Here is a 19,758-nt window from a genome sequence, read left to right as displayed (position 1 = left end):
TTAAAATGAAACACTACGAAGACAATTTTGCACACCATAGTTTACCCGAATTAGAATTTCTTCCGGAATATTCTTTTTTGGATTTACCCCAATTTCAACATCCAGAAATGCTGAATTGCGTTGACAAACTATTGGATAATCATATTAAGGAAGGTCGTGGAAATACCATTTGCATTCGAACTTTTGAAGAAACTTGGACATATAAAGATTTATATGAAAAAGCCAATCAGATTGCACATGTTCTTATTGATGATTTAGGATTAAAATCGGGCAATCGTGTGTTGATTCGTTCTGCCAATAATCCCATGATGGTCGCTTGTTGGTTTGCTATTTTAAAAGCTGGTGGAATTGTTGTTGCCACAATGCCATTGCTTCGCGCCAAAGAATTAGTAACAATTATTGATTGTGCCGAAATCTCTCACGCCTTTTGCGACAGCGAATTGTCGGACGAAATGAATCTGGTAAAATCCAATTTTCTGAAAAGAGTCAGCTTCTACAGAAATTCAGATTTGGAAAATTTGATGGAATTCAAATCAAAAACTTTTCAAAATTACCATTCCAAAGCCGATTCAATTTGTCTTATCGGATTCACTTCTGGAACAACTGGTTTACCCAAAATGACATCGCATTATCACAAAGATATTTTAAATATTTGCGAAGCATTTCCACAATACTCACTACAACCTAATCGAGATGATGTTTTTACCGGAAGTCCGCCACTAGGATTTACTTTTGGTCTTGGCGGATTGGTTTTGTTTCCACTATACTTTGGAGCTTCCACTTTTTTAATTGAAAAACCTTCACCAGATTTATTATTAAAAGCCATTCAAGAATACAAAATCACCATTTGTTTTACAGCGCCAACAGCTTGGAGAATCATAACAACTAAAGTCAACGAGTATACTATTTCTAGCTTACGCAAATGTATTTCTGCCGGCGAAACCTTACCATTAAAGGTTTGGCAAGATTGGTACGATGCAACAGGTTTGAAAATCATAGACGGAATTGGAGCTACCGAAATGCTACACATTTTCATTTCGTCCAACGAAGCAAACATGAAACCTGGCGCAACTGGAAAAGCAATTACAGGTTATGAAGCCAAAATAATTGATGCCGACGGAAATGAAGTTCCAACCAACGAACCAGGAAGATTGGCCGTTCGTGGAATTACGGGCTGTAAATACCTAAATCGAATTGAAAAACAAAAGGAATACGTAGACAATGGTTGGAATATCACCGGTGATATTTTCCGACAAGATGAAGAAGGCTATTTCTGGTTTGTGGCTCGTGGTGATGATATGATCATATCTTCTGGTTATAATATTGGCGCAATTGAGGTAGAATCCGTACTTTTAACCCACGAAGATATTTTGGAATGCGCGGTGGTTGGTTTGCCTGATGAAGAACGCGGAATGTTAGTTTGCGCTCACATTGTACTAAAAGATAATGCTAAAGCAACCGACGAGTTCAAAAAAGATATTCAACTGTGGTTCAAGGAGTCAGCTGCACCATATAAATATCCAAGAACAATATTTTTTGTAACTGAACTACCAAAAACCGAAACAGGAAAAATACAACGATTTAAATTGAAATAAGAATAAAAATTAAACACAAATTTCACCAATTTGCACGAATTAATAAGTTTCACAAACCCATAATTCGTGAAATAATAAGCAGAAAAGAATTCGTGAAAATTCGTGTAAATAAAACTGAAAAATGAGAAAAGTATTTATAACATTCGCCATAACATCCTTGGCAATCATTGGAATTCTAACCTATATCAACTGGAAATTCAGTTTTCTATTGTTGATATTCATTCCGCTGATAATCATGGGGTTTTACGATATGTTTCAATCCAAAAAAACGATTCGTAGAAATTTTCCACTATTAGGTAGAATGCGTTATTTACTGGAAGCGCTTGGACCAGGCGTTCGGCAATATTTCATAGAAAGTGATACCGACGGAAAACCATTCACACGATTGCAACGAAGTTTAGTCTATCAGCGAAGCAAAAAAGAAACCGATTCCATGCCTTTTGGAACGCAACTTGACGTTTATCAAGATGGTTACGAATGGATTAATCATAGTATTAAAGCTATTTCTTTTTCAAATGTCAATGAAAATCCGAGAGTTCATATCGGTTCATCTCAATGTGAAAAACCTTATGATGCAAGTTTATTCAACATCAGTGCCATGAGTTTTGGTTCCTTGAGCAAAAATGCAATTTTAGCTTTGAATAACGGAGCAAAACAAGGCGGATTTTACCACAATACAGGTGAAGGCGGACTTTCGCCCTATCATTTACAAGGAGGTGATGTCGTTTGGAATATTGGTACAGGATATTTCAGTTGCCGCAATTCCGAAGGAAAATTTGACTACGACGAATTTACAAAACGTGCCACTTTGGATAACGTGAAAATGATTGAAATCAAGTTCTCACAAGGTGCAAAACCAGGGCATGGCGGAATCTTACCAAAAGAAAAAGTCACCGATGAAATAGCTGATATTCGTTTAGTTTCCAAAGGGCATGACATCATTTCACCTCCAACCCATTCGGCATTTACTAATCCATTAGAATTAATGGAATTTGTAAAATTATTAAGAAAAGGTTCCGGAGGAAAACCTATTGGTATGAAAATATGTATCGGAAACAAATCCGAATTTCTATCCATTTGTAAAGCGATGGTTGCTACAAAAACCTATCTCGATTTCATAACCGTAGACGGTGGCGAAGGCGGAACTGGTGCGGCGCCACAAGAATATTCAGACCATGTTGGCATGCCATTGCGCGATGCCGTTGCCTTTGTTTACGACGCCTTAAACGGTTTTGATATCAAAGATCAAATCAAAATAATCTGTAGCGGAAAAGTAATTACTGGATTCGACATCATCCGAAATTTATCACTTGGTGCCGATTTGTGTAATTCAGCACGCGGAATGATGTTTGCCTTAGGTTGCATTCAAGCATTAGAATGTCACGCAAATACTTGTCCAACCGGAGTTGCAACGCAAGATCCAAGACTTACAAAAGGTTTGGTTCCCGAAGAAAAAAGCATTCGTGTGGCTCGTTTTCAGCATGAAACTGTAAAATCGGCAATGGATTTAATGGCATCTGCTGGAATTGATCATCCGGACAAAGTTGACCGTTCCGTGGTAAGTACGCGCATCAATTTAGGAAAATCGCAAACATTTGAAGAAACGTATCCAGAGATAAAAACCGGCTCATTACTTGACGGAAGTACGGTTCCAAATACGCTTTTTAAGGATTGGAAAAGAGCCAGTATAGATCAATTTTAATACATTAACAAACCCTTTCAGAATTTTGAACTTTGACAAGGTTAAGACAAATATATATGAACCAACCTTTTATAAAACAAGAAAAAATCCGTTTCCATCATGTAGATTACGCCGGAATTGTATTCTATCCAAGATTTCTAGAAATGCTCAATTGTCTAGTCGAAGATTGGTTTGAAGAAGCACTCGACCGACCGTTCTCTAAAATGCACGAAACCAACGGAATTCCAACTGTGGATTTAAAAGTGCAATTTAAGAAAGCGGCACGATTAGGAGAAATCTTAACCAAAAAACTATGGGTAAAAAATCTCGGCTCTGCTTCCATCCTATGCGGATTTAAATTTGAAGACGAAGAAGGAAAAACCTGTCTTGAAGGCGAAGTAACATTAGTAAACGTAGCCTTTCAAGAAAATAAAAACGATATAAAAGCCGAACCTTTTAATGAGGAAATGAAGAAGAAAATTATGAATTACGAATTATAAATTTTAAATTAACCCTAGCTGTAATTTAAAATTTAAAATTCATCATTTAAAATAATACAAACATGGAATTCAAAAAATTCAAAGCCGCTGCAGTCCAAACATCACCTGTTTTTCTTAACGTAGAAAAAACTATTGATAAAGCTATATCCTTTATAAAAGAAGCTACATCCAACGGCGCAAATCTTATTGCTTTTCCTGAAGTTTTTGTGGCAGGTTATCCGTATTGGAATTGGATCATGACGCCAGTTCAAGGAAGTAAATGGTATGAAGAATTGTACAAATGTTCTGTAAAAGTTACTGATGAATCCATGAAACCGTTATTTCAAGCGGCAAAAGATTTTAATTGTCATATCGTCATCGGAATCAACGAACGTGGAGACAGTTACGGCGAGATTTACAACACCAATTTAATCATAGACAACAACGGAAACCTAATTGGAAAGCACCGAAAACTAGTACCAACTTGGGCAGAAAAACTAACTTGGACATCTGGCGATGGTTCATCCTTGAAAGTTTATGATACAGAAATCGGTCCAATTGGAACACTGGCTTGTGGTGAAAACACCAATACATTAGCACGATTCACTTTGCTTTCTCAAGGTGAATTAATTCATATTGCCAACTACATTTCCCTTCCAGTTGCGCCACCCGATTACGATATGGCCGAAGCAATTAAAATTCGAGCCGCCGCACATTCATTCGAAGGGAAATTATTTACAATAGTTTCCTGTTCTACAATTTCGCAAGAAATAAAAGACGCATTGCGAAATGATGTTCCCAATGTGGATGAATTACTAACTCGTAAAAACTCTGCATTTTCGGGGATTATTGGTCCGAATGGCGCTGTTGTTGGCGAACCTTTAATCGATGATGAAGGAATTGTTTACGCTGATATCGATTTGCAGAAATGCATCCAACCCAAACAAATGCACGACATTCTTGGACATTACAATAGATTTGATATTTTTGACTTAAGAGTAAACATTGCTCCTACCCGAAAAATCACCTTTATTGATAATCATGAGGAGTTTAATAAGAGATAACTAATTTCTAAACAACTCCGACAGAGTTTTGAACTCTGTCGGAGTTATAAAAAAAGCATATGAAAAATTACAAACCAATACCTCTAGAAAAAGGAAACTACTACCACATTTACAATCGTGGTAATAATGGTATTGATGTATTTTTTGGTAACGAGAGTTATTATCATTTTTTAAGACTTTTTGACAAATATATTTCACCAATCGCGGATACTTATGCTTGGTGTTTATTGAAAAAACATTTTCACATTTTAGTTTATACATGGCTGGACAATGAAATTGACTTTGAGAAATTAGAATATTCAACGATTGAAAAACCGAAATCAATAGAACCTTCAAAACAGTTTGGATACTTGTTTAATGCTTATACGCAAGCTATAAATAAGAAATTTAAAAGGACAGGTGGATTATTTGAAAAACCCTTTGAAAGAAAATTAATAACATCAGATAAATATTTATAAAATGTAATTTATTACATTCACAATAATCCAGTTCAACATGGATTTGTTCAGCAAATGAGTTTATATCCTTGGTCATCATATGATAGTATTTTGTCGGACAAACCAACAAAGTTAAAAAGAAAAGAAATAATCGATATTTATGGAAACAAAGATGAGTTTATTACTTATCATTCTCAAAAACAAAATTTTAATGAAATTATTAATTTTATAATCGAATAAAACCCAGCTAAAACAACTCCGACAGAGTTTTGAACTCTGTCGGAGTTTAATAATAAAAATATGGAAGATAAATTTTCAGACGATCAATTAGGAAGAGCAAGGGTTCACGACACACCAGAACTCGAAGCCTACTACAAAGAACTAGAAACTCTTGGCGCTGGCGCATTATGGACCGTTGCCAACGACATTGAACCTTGGGAACCAAGAAGTTCTTCGGTTCCAATGCTATGGAAGTACGACGATTTACGGGAATTAGTGCTAAAATCATCCGAATTGGTAACTCCAGAACAAGCTGGAAGACGCGTTGTTTATTTGGTAAACGACAAACGAAAAGATGTTTCTGCTGCCGTTGGTTGGTTGTACACTGGAATTCAAGTTACTCGTCCAGGCGAAAGTACATCGGCACACAAACACAAAGCATCGGCATTGCGATTCATCATGGAAGGCGAAGGCGGCTATACCGTTGTTGACGGAAACAAAATCACATTTGAAGTTAACGATTTTGTAATTACACCCAATTCGACTTGGCACGAACACGGCGTTGATGCAAACGGAAAAACCTGTATCTGGCAAGATGGTTTGGATATTCCATTAGTAAATGCGCTCGAAGCAAATGATTATGCCGTTTATGATGGAAAACAACCATTAGATTTTCCAGTAAATTTTTCACCAATTACCTACGGAACTTCAGGATTTATTCCAGCCGATAAAGTTTGGGACAAACCCTATTCGCCATTATTCAAATATTCCTGGAAAACGGTTTATCCAGCATTATTAGAAACTGTAAAAGTGAATGAAATCAATCCGTTTGACGGAATTTTGATGCACTATTCCAACCCATTAACTGGCGGACACGTAATGCAAACAATGGGCGCATCAATGCAATTGTTACCAGCTAATTTCAAAGGAAAAGCCCATAAGCACACAGGTTCATTCGTATATCAATGTGCAAAAGGAAAAGGATATTCCATCATCAACGGAAAACGATTTGACTGGAAAGAACGTGATATTTTCTGCGTTCCATCTTGGGCTTGGCACGAACATCACAATTTATCAGAAACTGAAGATGCTTGCTTATTTTCATTCAACGATTTACCAGTAATTGAAAAATTAGGATTATACCAATCACGAGAATTGGAAGAGAATAACGGATTTCAATTGCAATAACAATTTCAAAAATCAATTTCAAAAATCAATTTCAAAAAAAACAAAATGAAAAAAATACCATTATTTGGAATCTGCATTGCATTGGTCTTTATTATTTTAGGAATAAATCTTATTTCAAAAGAGGATGAATTTACTGTGATTGTTGGATATACAACTATCATTTTCTTTTCTGGATTAATCATTTTTGCAATTATCAAACTACTATCAAATAGACATAAAACATAATGAAACTACTTACCTACAAAACACAAGACACCGAACCAAGACTAGGCTTCCTCCACAACAATCAAGTAATTGACATGGAAGATTTTGGAGAAATATCCAATTTTCCATTACCTAACGATATGTTGGAACTCATCGATATGGGATTTGAAATCATAGCAGAAATTACCGAAATGGTTTCTGAAACTCCAGAAAATTTCTTCGAAGAAATCTGTTATGAAATGGACGAAGTCATCTTCCTCGCTCCTATCGAAAAACCTCGAAAAAACATCATCGGAATTGGTTTAAATTATACAGAACACGTTGCCGAAAGTGCACGAACTTTGGACACAACGGGGAAATTACCACAAAAACCAATTATATTTTCAAAACCGCCTACAACTGTAACAGCGACAAATACAGAAATTATAAAAAACACCAAACTAACCGAACAATTGGATTGGGAAGTGGAATTGGCAGTAATTATTGGCAAAAAAGGAAAATACGTTTCTAAAAGCGATGCCTTGGATTACGTTTTTGGTTATACGGTTATCAATGATATTTCGGCACGTGATTGCCGTCGTGAAGGGCAATGGATTGTTTCTAAAGGACAAGATACGTTTGCACCAATGGGACCAATTTTAGTTACTAAAGACGAAATCGAAAATCCGCACAATCTTAATTTATCCTTGAAAGTAAACGGCGTAGAAAAGCAAAATTCGAACACCAAATTCCTACTTTTCAACATAAATGATTTAATTGAAGATTTAAGTATTGTTTTCACTTTGGAACCTGGTGATATTATTGCAACCGGAACTCCATCAGGCGTTGGTGCAGGAAGAAATCCACAAGAATGGATGTACGATGGTGACGTTGTCGAAGCTACTGTGGAAGGAATTGGAACGATCGTGAATACTATTAAAGAGATATAGAAATTATTACACAAAGTTTCACAAAGTAAACGCAAAGTCGCACAAAATTTTGTGAATCTCCGTGAAACCTTTGTGCATCTTAGTGAAACTAAATATACTTAAAATGAAATACAGAATAGGACAAATAGTTCCATCCAGTAATGTAACGATGGAAACCGAAATACCAGCAATCTTTCGTTCACGCGAAACCATTTTGCCAGAACGATTTACTTTCCATTCGAGCAGAATGCGAATGAAAAAAGTAACTAAAGAAGAACTCGAAGCCATGGATGCCATGAGTTTGAAATGTGCTCAAGAACTTTCTGACGCGCATGTTGACGTTATGGGTTACGCTTGTTTGGTAGCAATTATGAGCATGGGAAGAGGTTATCACTGCGTTTCTGAAGTGAATTTGCATCAGGAAACTATAGCCAACGACTTTCCTACTCCAATTGTAACTTCTGCTGGAGCTTTAATTAACGGTTTGAAAGTTTTGGGCGCGAAACAAATTTCAATAATTACACCTTACATGCGACCATTAACCGATATGGTTGTAGATTATATCGAACATCAAGGTATAAAAGTAAAAGAAAGTATTGCTTTAGAAATTCCTGATAATTTGGAAGTCGCTGCACAAAATCCGTTGAATTTATTGGAAATTTACAAACAATTGGATTTGACTGATGTTGATGTTTTAGTAGTTTCAGCATGCGTGCAAATGCCATCATTAGAAGCAATTGATTTAATTCAAGCTGAATGCGGAATTCCTGTTACATCTGCCGCAGTTTGTACTACCTTTGAAATGATGAAGAAACTTGGCATCGAAACCAAATCGGCAATCGGTGGAGAACTTCTAAACGGTAAATACTAAATAGCATGGAATGGAACGTAATTGACGGAAAACTAGTAAACAATTTCAAGTTTAAATCACAAACTGAATTAGCACAATTTCTTTTAAAAGTAGCTAATTACGCTGATGAAATCAACCATCATCCCGATTGCAAAATTCATAAAGCATTTCAATTGGAAATCACTTTATACAGTCACGACAAAAATCAAATAACCGATCAAGATTACCAACTTGCTCAAAAAATTGATGAGTTACTTGAATAAGGAAAGTTTAAAACAAACTAATTCCACTTTTTAAGAAAACCAAAGTTAGTTAATGTTATAAAAATGATACTAAAGCAATTGTTGTTTTTGAATTCATCCAAAAAGTTTTGCAGCACTAAATACAATAACTATTTTATTTTAAAATTTCTGATGATGAAAAAACTAGTCTACCTTTTATTGCTACTTTATTTTCTGGGATATTCTCAACACGCAGTAAATTCTAAAGATTTAGTGGAATACATAAATCCTTTAATGGGAACCGCTAGTAGTTATGATTTAAGCAACGGAAATACGTATCCAGCAATTGGTTTGCCTTGGGGAATGAATGCTTGGACACCACAAACTGGAAACAATGGAAATGGGTGGCAATATACCTATGATGCTAAAAAAATAAGAGGATTCAAACAAACGCATCAACCATCACCGTGGATGAATGACTACGGACAATTTTCATTGATGCCACTAGTTGGGAAAGGAACTGTTGATGAGGAAGAACGCGCGAGTTGGTTTAGCCATAAATCAGAAATTGCGAAGCCTTACTACTACTCCGTTTATTTGGCCGATCACGATGTAACCACTGAAATAACTCCCACAGATCGAGCGGCTTTTTTTCAATTTACTTTTCCGAAAACAGATAGTGCTTTTGTAGTTGTTGATGCTTTTGACAGAGGTTCCTATATCAAAATTATCCCTGAAGAAAACAAAATTATTGGTTATAGTACGCGGTATGCTCGAGGTAAATTAAGTAATTTCAAAAATTATTTTGTTATTGTATTTGACAAACCTTTTAAAGTTTCTACTCTTTACAATGATAAAACCAAACTAAAAGAACTCGCATTATCTGGATCGCACATGTCTGCCTTACTTAATTTTGATATTGCTAATGCAAAAGAGCGAGTTGGAGCAAGAGTAGCTTCGTCATTTATAAGTTTTGAACAAGCCGAAGTCAATTTGAAGGAAATTGGAAATGATTCTTTCGAAACTGTAAAACAAAAAGCCAAAACCACCTGGAACAAAACACTCGAAAGAATTCAAGTAGAAGGCGGAACAGAAGAACAAGTCAGAACTTTTTACTCTACTTTTTATCGCACTTTATTTTTCCCGATGAAAATGTATGAAATTGATGCTTCAAATAAAATTATTCATTACAGTCCCTATTCTGGAAATGTAATGCCTGGTTATCGATTTGCAGGAACTGGTTTTTGGGATACCTTTAGAGCATTATATCCATTTCTAAATTTAATGTATCCTTCCATAAATAAAGAAATGCAGCAAGGCTTACTGAACGATTATCTAGAAGGCGGTTGGTTACCCGAATGGAGCAGTCCATCGTATAGCGATATTATGATTGGAAATAATTCTGCTTCAGTAGTCGCAGATGCCTACATTAAAGGAATTCGAGGTTACGATATTGATAAACTATATGAAGCCTTATTGCATGGCGCTAATAATGAAGGTCCACAAGCTACTGGAAGAAAAGGTGTAGAATTCTATAACAAACTTGGTTATGTTCCGTATGATGTTGGCATTAATGAAAATGCTGCAAGAACTTTAGAGTATGCGTACGACGACTTCACCATTAGCCGATTAGCAAGAGCTTTGAATAGACCACAAGAAGAAATCGATTTGTATGAAAAAAGAAGTAGGAATTACACGCATCTTTTTGATTCTGAAACCAATTTAATGCGAGGTAAAAATAAAGATGGTAGTTTCCACAAACCGTTTAATCCCTTCAAATGGGGAGATGAATTTACCGAAGGAAACAGTTGGCATTACACTTGGAGTGTTTTTCACGACATTGCTGGATTATCAAAATTAATGGGAGGAAATAAAAAATTCGTTTCCATGTTGGATTCCGTTTTTACCATTCCGCCAGTTTTTGACAACAGTTATTATGGCGAAACCATTCACGAAATTAGAGAAATGCAAATTGCCAATATGGGTCAGTATGCTCACGGAAATCAACCTATTCAACACATGATTTATTTGTACAATTATGCTGGTGAACCTTGGAAAACGCAGTATTGGGTACGGGAAGTAATGAATAGATTATACAAACCAACACCAGACGGTTATTGTGGAGATGAAGATAATGGTCAAACTTCTGCTTGGTATGTGTTTTCTGCTTTAGGATTTTATCCAGTTTGTCCTGCTACTAATGAATATGTTTTGGGAACGCCACTGTTTAAAAAAGTAACCCTAAATTTAGAAAACGGAAAACAATTTGTAATTACAGCTCCAAACAATAGTGAAAAAAAACTATATATTCAGAAAGTAGATTTGAACGGAAAAGAATACTTAAAAAACTGGATAAACCATGAATCCATACTACAAGGAGGAACTTTTAATTTCAAAATGTCCGAAGTTCCCAATACTAAAAGAGGTACAACCGAGAGTTCCTTTCCATTTTCATTATCAACTTCTAATTAAAAAGTTCAAATAAAAAAACTAAACTGCATTCATTAGTCAGTAACCTTACTAACTGATTTTGTATTGTATACGAGTGATTTACCGAAATTATATAATTTTTTGCAATTAAAATATAACTTTTTATACGATTTATATAGCAATTTTGTAAAACTAAATTATATAAAAATGGGACTATTATTTACCACACCAAGTATCGAAGTTTTAGAAACAAACTTGAATAATATTCTGATGATCAACAATGAAACTGAAATCATTGAGGATACAGTTTATGATGTTGAAAGTTTTTATATAATTGAATCTAACCTTAAAAACATAACATCATGAACGGATTTTTTAAAACTTTAATTGCCGGATATTCCGCCAAAAAATTAGGTGGTGGTTGCATCAGTACCATCATTATATTTTTAATAATATTTTGGTTACTAGGAAAAATATAAATTAAAAAAGAGCAACTATCAAATAGGTAGTTGCTCTTTTTTTAAGCCATCTTATTTGTAAAAATTACTTGAGGCGCTTTACTTAAAATAGTTGAAGCTAATCCAAAAAAATCGGTGATATACTCGCGTGAATTATGAAAATCAAAAGCGGCTTGGTTTTCCCAAATTTCATGAAATATAAATTCATTAGTATTATCTTTATTTTGATACAGGTCGTATTGCAAACAGCCAATTTCCTTTTTGGTCTGCTCCACCAAATTTTGCAATAATTCTTTTACTTGATTACTATTCTCTGGCTTAGCTTCAAGAATTACGGTTAAATTTACTGTCATATTAATTTAAAAAAAGTTGAGTCAAATGTACTTTATATAATTCTAAATCTCTTGGAACATCAGCATTTTTTTCAATATCATGAAAGTGCATACTTTCTAATGCAGTCATTCCTGTGAACGCATTCATTCGGTGAAAACCAAATAATGGTCCATCATCAACACTACGTTCGTTGAAAAATTCTCCAGGCAAAGTAAACGCTTCTTTTGGCGCATTCCATGAAGTTGTCAACAAATATTTTTTTCCGTGAAGCATTCCTCCTGTTCCATAATTTATGGCAGGATTTTTAGACGATCTTCCATCACTATGATAAATGCCTTTTGCGTGTCCTTCGGTAAATACTACATCTATATATTTCTTAAATCCGTGTGGCAATTGAAACCACCAAATTGGTGTGTGATACACAATTACATCTGCCCAAACAAATTTATCAACTTCTTCTGCAGGATTGTACTCTTCGTTTATATCGGTCGTTTTAACTTCAAAATTGGACTTGTTTTTAAAAAAATCTTGCGTTTCTTGAAAAATAGTTTCGTTGAATTTCCCACCTGAATGACCAAACTTTTGTCCGCCATTAATTATAAATATCTTTGTCATATTCTATTTCTTTAATTTGATGGTACAAATTTACGACCGTCTTTTCTATTATTAAAATAACTTAATTCATACCTTTGCATCAGAATTATAATAGTTGATTATGGTAAATCTAGAATGGTATCGCACTTTTAAAGCGGTTTATAAAACAGGAACCTTGACTGGCGCTGCCGAAGTATTGTTTATTTCGCAACCTGGTGTAAGTTTGCATCTAAGTTCCTTAGAAAATTATGTAGGCTACAAATTATTTGACCGTACTGGACGAAAAATGGTTCCAACTGAAAAAGGAAAAGTTTTGTACAATTTTACAATTGAAGCTTTAAGTAAATTGGAAGAAGCCGAACAAAATTTCCAAAGAAGTACTGAAAAACATACGCCAACTATCAGTATCGGAATGTGTTTTGAAACTTTCCAAATCACTTTAGAACAGTACATTTCGACTTTACCATTTAATGTAATCATTCAGTTTGGTGACTATCCGTTGATGGTTGAAAATCTTGAAAAAGGAATTTTAGATTTGATCATTACACCGCAAATGGTTGCGAAAAACACAATAGAATACCAACCGTTTTCATCTGAAACAATTGTACTTGTCGGAGGAAATGATATTGATAAATCGGAATTTGAAGCGATAGAAAAAGAGAATAATCTCGAAGCAACCGAAAATTGGTTAAAACTACAAAAATGGTACGGTACGACTGGCGACATGGAACATTTACGTCGGTTTTGGCAATTGAATTTCAACAAATACGCCGATTTTCGTCCGAATTATATAGTTCCAAACCTAAACTCTATTGTACGTTGTTTAAGCAGCGGAAAAGGTCTAGCAGTAATTCCTGATTTTCTGTGTAATAAAGAAATCAATAACAACCAAATACAATTGATTTGGAAAGGTAAAGTTCCGTTAGAAAATACGTTGTATTTTGCCACACGCAAAAAAACTATGTATGAAGATGAAATCAATTTGATAAAAAAAATATTTATCGAAATGATGTAATCAACGTTTCAACTGCTTTTTACATTGACTACACAATGCTGCTTTTTCTTGGTCTATTGTTGCAATTTTTTCGGCAGCACTTGTCATCACACAGTTTTTGTTTGGGCAATGCGGCAAACCTAAATTGTGTCCAAATTCATGAATGACCACTTTTTTCAATCGTTCAAATTCAATTTCTTTATTTTTACTTTTAAGTCTAAAACTAGAAATAATTGCGCTATTTCCTGGACGGTATGCCAAACCCATAATTCCGAAATCATTATATTTCCATACTGGATTTTTAATTTTGCCACGACTATCATGTTTTGTAACCGAGATATCCTTGCTGGTTAAACCCAAAATAAAATCAAGCGAATCGTTTTTTATACTTTTTTGAAATTTAATGATACTATCAGCCCGATATCTCGGTGATTTTAGGTTTACAAAGGCGGATTTCGGCAAATCAATTTTTGACAATATAACAGTTTTTACACCATAGAAATCCGTTATGATTTTTGCAATTTTCTCAGATTTACTTTTCGAAAAGTTTTCATAAGGTTGAATCCCCAAAATTTTAAGGTTGTCAGATTTTTTGGAACAAGAAAGTAAGAAAAACAGAAATAAAGCAACTATTCTTTTCATAGGGTTACTAAAATTTAAAGATTGAATCACAATTTTTGTACCATAACAATTTAATTCATAATTTTATATTTCATAAAGGTACTTTTAGGCTAATGTCGAACCTATTATAATTCAAAACATATAAAAATATGGGAGATAGAACAAAAATCACGGTGGAATGCATTATAAACAGTACAATCGAAAAAGTTTGGAATTACTGGACAACTCCAAAACACATTGAGCAATGGAACCACGCATCAGACGATTGGCATACGCCTAAAGCGATAAATAATTTGCATGTTGGTGGAAATTATATCTTTACAATGGCAGCAAAAGACGGAAGTATGAGCTTTGATTTAGAAGGAACTTACTCCGAAATAGGACTAGAAAAATCAATCAAATCTACTTTGGCAGATGGACGAACAGTCGCTGTTGATTTTATTGCAATTGGAGACCATGTTGAGGTTGTAGAAACTTTTGAAGCAGAAAATCAAAATCCAATTGAATTGCAACAACAAGGTTGGCAAAGCATATTAAATAATTTTAAAAAGTATGTCGAAAACAACTAAAGATGGTACGTATAGAGGAATTTACAGCAATCGCAATGAACTTGCCTCACGTTTCGGAAGCTCCTCATTTTGAAAAAACAAGTTTTCGAGTGAATAAAAAAATATTTGCAACGCTAAACAGTAAAGAAAATAGAGCGACTATCAAACTTTCAGAAATTGATCAAGATTTATTTTGCTTAAATAAAAATTTTATGTTTCCAGTTCCAAATAAATGGGGAAAACAAGGTTGGACGCACATGAATCTCAATGAAATACCACTTGAAATGTGCAAAGACGCCTTGAAAACTTCTTATTTGTTAGTTGTTCCAAAGAAATTTAAAACAGACATATAAAAAAAGGTGCTAAAAAAATTAGCACCTTTTCAATAGAATTTTTTAACTATTACCAAATTACCACTTTCAATGAATCGGCTTGATACATTGAGTTTCCTGGTTTAATATTGAATGCTTTGTGAAATTCTGGAACATTTGCCAAAGGTCCATTAATTCTAAATCGTGCCGGCGAATGCACATCGGTCATTACTTGCTGGGCTAAATATTCTTTTGTTCCATTTACCATCCATGCATAACCATAAGCCAAAAAGTAACGTTGATCTGGCGATAATCCGCTAATTTTTTTATTCGTTTTAAATTGGTTTGTTTTTTTGAATGCTTCGTAACCCATTACTACTCCACCTAAATCGGCTATGTTTTCTCCTTGTGTGGCATCGCCATTCACATTTTTATCGCCAACTTTAAACTTACTGTATTGTGCAACAATCAATTGTGTTTTTTGTTTGAATTTCTTCAAATCTTCTGCTGTCCACCAATTGTTTAAATTTCCTTTATCATCATATTGACTTCCTTGATCGTCAAATCCGTGGGTAATTTCATGACCAAAAGTAGAACCACCAATTATACCATACAATACAGCATCGTCTGGCATTCTACCTTCAAAACCTGGCACAATGATGTTGCATGCTGGCACACAAATCTCGTTATTACTTGGATTGTAATACGCGTTATACGTTTGTGGAAACATACCCCATTCGGTTCTATCAACTGGTTTGCCAAACTTGTTTATCATGTCGTTATACGACCAATTATTGACTGCCATCACATTTTTTAGGTAGGAGTTTCTATCGATAGCAATCGAACTTAAATCTTTCCATTTATCGGGATAACCTACTTTCATTACAATTTTCTTCAACTTATCAAGCGCTTTTACTTTGGTTGCTTCACTCATCCAATCCAGATTTTTAATTCTCGTTGCATAAACGTCTCGAATATTGTTTCCAATTTCTAATAGTTTTTCTTTCGTTCCTTTTGGCAAATATTCCTCAACGTAAACCTGACCAATTAACTCTCCTAACGAACCATCTGTTTGTTCTACAATGCGTTTCCATCTTGGTCTTTGGACTTTTACGCCACTCATTACTGTGGAATAAAATTTAAAATTTTGGTCTTCAATTTCTTTATTAAGATACGATGCGTAAGAATTTAGTACATTCCATTTCAAATACGTTTTCCAATTTGCAACAGAATAGGATTTTAACATTCCGTTGAATGCTTTATAGAATTCCGGTTGACCTACAATTACGGTATCTGCTTTAGCAATTCCTAAATCTTTTAAAGCACCATTCCAATCAATATTAGAAGTCATTCGATTCAGTTGGCTAACACTCATTTTATTGTAATTCTGAAGTGGATTACGTAAATCTTCTAATTTTCGAGAAGCTTTAGCCAAATCGGTTTCCAATTTCATAATTGACGCGGCATTTTGTGATGCAATCTCTTTATTGACACCAATCAATTCCATCATTTTTTGAATGTGCTTTACATATTCTGTTCTAATGGTAACGGTTTCAGCATCTGTATTGAAGTAGTAATCGCGTTGTCCTAATCCCAATCCTCCTTGGTGTAAGAAAATAGCATTTTTTGCACTGTTTTTGTCATCTTGACCTACATAGAAACCAAATCCAGCACCAACGCCAATACTTTGTAAATGCGCTATTGATTTCAATACACTTGGAACATCTTTAATCGATTCAATAGCAGCGAATTCAGTTTTTAACGGAGTTATACCCGCTTTATTTATAGCTACAGAATCCATTCCGGAAGCATAAAAATCACCTATCTTTTGCTTGTTACTACCGTTGGCTGCATTGGCTTCCGCTGATTTTTCGCAAATCGATTTTATTTGATTGTTGATGGTATCTTGAATCATTCTGAAAATACCATTACTGCGTTCGGACGACGGAATGGGATGTTTTTTAAACCAACCACCATTGGCATAGGCAAAAAAATCATCAGATGGATTTACGGTTGTGTCACGGTTTGTTACCAACGGATCGATAAAAGTTGACTCTTTCTTAGTACAACTAATGATTGCAAGTGATGCGATTGCTAAAATGGTTACTCGTTGAATTATTTTCATTGTATAGGATTTTTTTGAATGTTTTAGAATAGTCGTACGATTAAATATTTGCAAAACAAGTAAATGTTTATGATCTTATTATTATTTAATTCTTCTAAAAATTATAGTATTCGCTTGTGTAAATTTAGTTGGTCGAACTGATTCGTTATCTCCAGCTGCAATACTTATGGTATTTGCATCTATAATTTTTACTAACATCAATAGTTTTTTTGTTTCAATTCGTGGCTTACTTAATGAAATGACAATATCCAATTTTATTAGGCTTGACTTACTATCGACACTATATTTCATCGAACCTTTTGAACCATTAATTTCGAAATTTTTTCCACCAATTTTCTGAGCATCTTTAAACATAAAAGCGGAACCATCGGCTTCAAAAATAAATCCCGAATTCTCTTCGGTTTTATCGTCACTTTTCCATTTTCCAACAAAGTTGAAATCAGCAGTACTATCATTTAATGTAAATGAGCTAAATGTTAGCGCAACTAGAACTAAAACTATATATTTTTTCATATTTTTTTTACTTTTTATCCAACATCAATTCTTTAATATATTTTACTGGCGCGCTACCGTAACTTAAGAATTTTTCATGAAATTTCTTTAAGTCAAATTGGTTGCCCTCTTTCTTTTTTAGCGTTTCTCTAAAATCATAAATCTCGGTATAACCTGTAAAATAAGAACACAATTGTACTTGAGATAAGGTAGCGCGTTTCCATTTACCATCGGCTTCTGCTTGTTGCTGAAAGGCTTCGTTGGTTAGCAAACTTATGGCTTCTTCTTTCGACATATTCTTAGTATGAACACTGTAATCTAAAATAGTATTACAAGTAGTTCTTAAATTCCACTTGTAGTACATCAACCACATTTCGTCGGAGTTTTTGTAACCACTCTCTAGCATCATGCGTTCGGTGTACACTGCCCAACCTTCTACCATTGCGCCGTTTCCTAAAATCGATTTGATGATACTTGGCGATTGATTGCTGTAAACCAATTGTGTGTAATGTCCGGGAACGGCTTCGTGAATGTTCAAAATTTGTAAAATATAATCATTGTATTCTCTCAAATAACTTTCAGAACGGTCAGCTTCCCAACCCGACATACTTCCGACATTATAATACGTATTGGCATTTTTATCATAAGGTCCGGGTGACGAAATAGAAGCGCCAGCAACTCCAGCCATATAATCGGGTTCTTTGCGCACTACTAATGGTTTTGATGGATCGATATACAACAAGTTCTTCGCTTTTACATATGCTGTAAGCTCAGGAATTTGCTTTTCTATTTCAGACTGAAATTTTTCTGGCGTAGTATGTTGTACTGATATTTTATCGATTACTTGTCGGATTACCTGCAGTTTATCGGATGGTTTAGGAGTTGAGCCTAAGTACTTTGACCACAATTTATCGGCCAAAACAAACATTTTTTCATGCAACTCTTTCTTATGATTAATTGCTTTCTGATAAATTTCGTCGGCTGAATAACTTGACTGTATGTCTAAATCAAATTTCTTAGCGTACAATTCTTTTCCTAATCGGAATGACCTTGGCGTTTTGTTCTCCAATTTTTGTAACCAAGCTGCATATTCTTTAATTGCTTCAACCGATTTTTGTGCTTTGTTTAAAATGGTACTTTTCTCAGATTCTGATAATTTACTTTTCTCTAAAGCGGTTTTCAAATCGGATTCAAATACTGAAATGCCTCCCAAATTCTGGTCGATGGCTAATTGCGTATGTTCAATTGTTGGATTTTTAATGTTCTTTTTCGCCGCTTCGTAATAAGCTGAAATAAAATTCATTTTAATTCCGAAATTCTTCAATCGGGTTTCTAATGTGTCGTAATTGCCGTTCAATATTTCAGCAAATGCGCCACAAACATTATAATCTGAAGGATTCCACGTATCTGATTTTAATTCGTTAATCGAAAAAATAGTACTTTCAGCATAATTTTGAATCATGTAGAAATCGGTTTTATTATTATCCGATAAACTTTCTATTTGATAGGATTTGAGCGAATCTAAATTAGCTTTAGCAAATTCAATTATCTTCTTTGAATAGGCGGCATTTGGAACAACTAGAATGCTGTCGTATTTGTGAAAACCCACATTAGAAGCCCAACCTGGATTGAGTTTCCACAAGTTATCTACAAAGTTTTTTTTGTAACGTTCAAATTCGGTATCGGTTTTTGGATTTTGTTTTTGACAACTTACAAAAAGTGACAGTACAAGCAGAAGCGTAATTTTTTTCATTTTTAAATGTATAAATTTAGTTTAACGAAGTTTTTAAAACATCTATTTTCAATTGCAAGTGATTGGACAAAATTTGAAACGAACTCAACTCTTTCAAGTCATTATCTGAAGTAGCAAAATCGATTAAATCATTTACTTTTTCAGTAAGTTCCGAAAGTTTTAATTCGGCTTCAATTGCCTTTTTTTGAGCTATTAAATCAATTACTTCTTGGTATTTTATCTTCAACGCTCCAACTGCATTTGCATCCATATT

At 34.4% G+C, this 19,758-nt stretch carries 22 protein-coding genes; 15 read left to right on the top strand and 7 right to left on the bottom strand.

Annotated elements, in window-relative coordinates:
- Nucleotides 1-5 precede the first annotated feature (5 nt).
- The 12 genes from ACZ098_RS11205 (at nt 6) to ACZ098_RS11150 (ending at nt 11,642) form a co-directional block, all read left to right on the top strand.
- Nucleotides 6-1,595, top strand: a complete 1,590-nt coding sequence (locus ACZ098_RS11205; RefSeq protein ID WP_487311837.1) for an AMP-binding protein — start codon at nt 6-8, stop codon at nt 1,593-1,595.
- 121 nt (nt 1,596-1,716) lie between these two features.
- Nucleotides 1,717-3,297, top strand: coding sequence for an FMN-binding glutamate synthase family protein (locus ACZ098_RS11200; RefSeq protein WP_487311836.1), 1,581 nt, complete (start codon nt 1,717-1,719; stop codon nt 3,295-3,297).
- 56 nt (nt 3,298-3,353) lie between these two features.
- Nucleotides 3,354-3,776, top strand: a complete 423-nt coding sequence (locus ACZ098_RS11195; protein WP_487311835.1) for an acyl-CoA thioesterase — start codon at nt 3,354-3,356, stop codon at nt 3,774-3,776.
- 62 nt (nt 3,777-3,838) lie between these two features.
- On the top strand, nt 3,839-4,819 hold the full coding sequence (locus tag ACZ098_RS11190) for a carbon-nitrogen hydrolase family protein (protein WP_487311834.1): 981 nt from the start codon (nt 3,839-3,841) through the stop codon (nt 4,817-4,819).
- A gap of 59 nt (nt 4,820-4,878) precedes the next feature.
- Nucleotides 4,879-5,277: a transposase gene (locus tag ACZ098_RS11185; protein WP_487311833.1), complete on the top strand. Its 399-nt coding sequence runs from the start codon at nt 4,879-4,881 to the stop codon at nt 5,275-5,277.
- 279 nt (nt 5,278-5,556) lie between these two features.
- The gene (locus tag ACZ098_RS11180) at nt 5,557-6,663 is read left to right on the top strand and encodes a cupin domain-containing protein (protein WP_487311832.1); all 1,107 of its coding nucleotides are present in this window, start codon (nt 5,557-5,559) and stop codon (nt 6,661-6,663) included.
- A gap of 45 nt (nt 6,664-6,708) precedes the next feature.
- Nucleotides 6,709-6,888: a hypothetical protein gene (locus ACZ098_RS11175; protein ID WP_487311831.1), complete on the top strand. Its 180-nt coding sequence runs from the start codon at nt 6,709-6,711 to the stop codon at nt 6,886-6,888.
- Nucleotides 6,888-7,796, top strand: coding sequence for a fumarylacetoacetate hydrolase family protein (locus ACZ098_RS11170; protein ID WP_487311830.1), 909 nt, complete (start codon nt 6,888-6,890; stop codon nt 7,794-7,796). The genes ACZ098_RS11175 and ACZ098_RS11170 overlap by 1 nt, the downstream gene beginning before the upstream one ends.
- Nucleotides 7,797-7,899: 103 nt before the next feature.
- Nucleotides 7,900-8,646: a maleate cis-trans isomerase family protein gene (locus tag ACZ098_RS11165; RefSeq protein ID WP_487311829.1), complete on the top strand. Its 747-nt coding sequence runs from the start codon at nt 7,900-7,902 to the stop codon at nt 8,644-8,646.
- 5 nt (nt 8,647-8,651) lie between these two features.
- The gene (locus ACZ098_RS11160; RefSeq protein WP_487311828.1) at nt 8,652-8,888 is read left to right on the top strand and encodes a 4a-hydroxytetrahydrobiopterin dehydratase; all 237 of its coding nucleotides are present in this window, start codon (nt 8,652-8,654) and stop codon (nt 8,886-8,888) included.
- A 150-nt stretch (nt 8,889-9,038) separates the two neighbouring features.
- On the top strand, nt 9,039-11,318 hold the full coding sequence (locus tag ACZ098_RS11155; RefSeq protein ID WP_487311827.1) for a GH92 family glycosyl hydrolase: 2,280 nt from the start codon (nt 9,039-9,041) through the stop codon (nt 11,316-11,318).
- A gap of 165 nt (nt 11,319-11,483) precedes the next feature.
- The gene (locus ACZ098_RS11150; protein WP_487311826.1) at nt 11,484-11,642 is read left to right on the top strand and encodes a hypothetical protein; all 159 of its coding nucleotides are present in this window, start codon (nt 11,484-11,486) and stop codon (nt 11,640-11,642) included.
- Nucleotides 11,643-11,796: 154 nt separating this feature from the next.
- Here the strand turns inward: ACZ098_RS11150 and ACZ098_RS11145 are convergent, their stop codons facing one another.
- Both ACZ098_RS11145 and ACZ098_RS11140 read right to left on the bottom strand, forming a co-directional pair.
- Nucleotides 11,797-12,087 (bottom strand): putative quinol monooxygenase, encoded by a 291-nt coding sequence (locus tag ACZ098_RS11145; RefSeq protein ID WP_487311825.1) that lies wholly within the window; start codon nt 12,085-12,087, stop codon nt 11,797-11,799.
- A gap of 1 nt (nt 12,088) precedes the next feature.
- A complete protein-coding gene (locus ACZ098_RS11140) occupies nt 12,089-12,682 on the bottom strand; it encodes an NAD(P)H-dependent oxidoreductase (RefSeq protein ID WP_487311824.1) in 594 nt (197 codons plus the stop codon).
- Nucleotides 12,683-12,782: 100 nt separating this feature from the next.
- On the opposite strand from ACZ098_RS11140, the gene ACZ098_RS11135 reads away from it, so the two are divergent.
- The gene (locus ACZ098_RS11135) at nt 12,783-13,676 is read left to right on the top strand and encodes a LysR family transcriptional regulator (RefSeq protein ID WP_487311823.1); all 894 of its coding nucleotides are present in this window, start codon (nt 12,783-12,785) and stop codon (nt 13,674-13,676) included.
- Here ACZ098_RS11135 and ACZ098_RS11130 read toward each other — a convergent pair whose 3' ends face one another.
- Nucleotides 13,677-14,297, bottom strand: coding sequence for a matrixin family metalloprotease (locus ACZ098_RS11130; RefSeq protein WP_487311822.1), 621 nt, complete (start codon nt 14,295-14,297; stop codon nt 13,677-13,679). It abuts the gene before it with no gap.
- Nucleotides 14,298-14,425: 128 nt separating this feature from the next.
- On the opposite strand from ACZ098_RS11130, the gene ACZ098_RS11125 reads away from it, so the two are divergent.
- Both ACZ098_RS11125 and ACZ098_RS11120 read left to right on the top strand, forming a co-directional pair.
- Entirely contained in the window at nt 14,426-14,845 is a 420-nt protein-coding gene (locus ACZ098_RS11125; RefSeq protein WP_487311821.1) for an SRPBCC family protein, read from the top strand.
- Between the two features lie 2 nt (nt 14,846-14,847).
- A complete protein-coding gene (locus ACZ098_RS11120) occupies nt 14,848-15,177 on the top strand; it encodes an MmcQ/YjbR family DNA-binding protein (protein WP_487311820.1) in 330 nt (109 codons plus the stop codon).
- A 49-nt stretch (nt 15,178-15,226) separates the two neighbouring features.
- Here ACZ098_RS11120 and ACZ098_RS11115 read toward each other — a convergent pair whose 3' ends face one another.
- The 4 genes from ACZ098_RS11115 to ACZ098_RS11100 form a co-directional block, all read right to left on the bottom strand.
- Entirely contained in the window at nt 15,227-17,260 is a 2,034-nt protein-coding gene (locus tag ACZ098_RS11115; RefSeq protein ID WP_487311819.1) for a M13 family metallopeptidase, read from the bottom strand.
- 81 nt (nt 17,261-17,341) lie between these two features.
- Nucleotides 17,342-17,773, bottom strand: a complete 432-nt coding sequence (locus ACZ098_RS11110; protein WP_487311818.1) for a hypothetical protein — start codon at nt 17,771-17,773, stop codon at nt 17,342-17,344.
- A gap of 7 nt (nt 17,774-17,780) precedes the next feature.
- Complete coding sequence (locus ACZ098_RS11105; RefSeq protein WP_487311817.1) at nt 17,781-19,505, bottom strand: DUF885 domain-containing protein; 1,725 nt, start codon at nt 19,503-19,505, stop codon at nt 17,781-17,783.
- Between the two features lie 16 nt (nt 19,506-19,521).
- Nucleotides 19,522-19,755 carry a hypothetical protein gene (locus ACZ098_RS11100; RefSeq protein WP_487311816.1) on the bottom strand — a complete coding sequence of 78 codons (234 nt, stop codon included), beginning with the start codon at nt 19,753-19,755 and terminating at the stop codon, nt 19,522-19,524.
- Between the last annotated feature and the right edge of the window lie 3 nt (nt 19,756-19,758).

The sequence above is a fragment of the Flavobacterium sp. SP2 genome (assembly GCF_057626655.1).
Note: the sequence above shows the minus strand (reverse complement) of the source record. Positions and strands in the feature narration are given on the sequence as shown.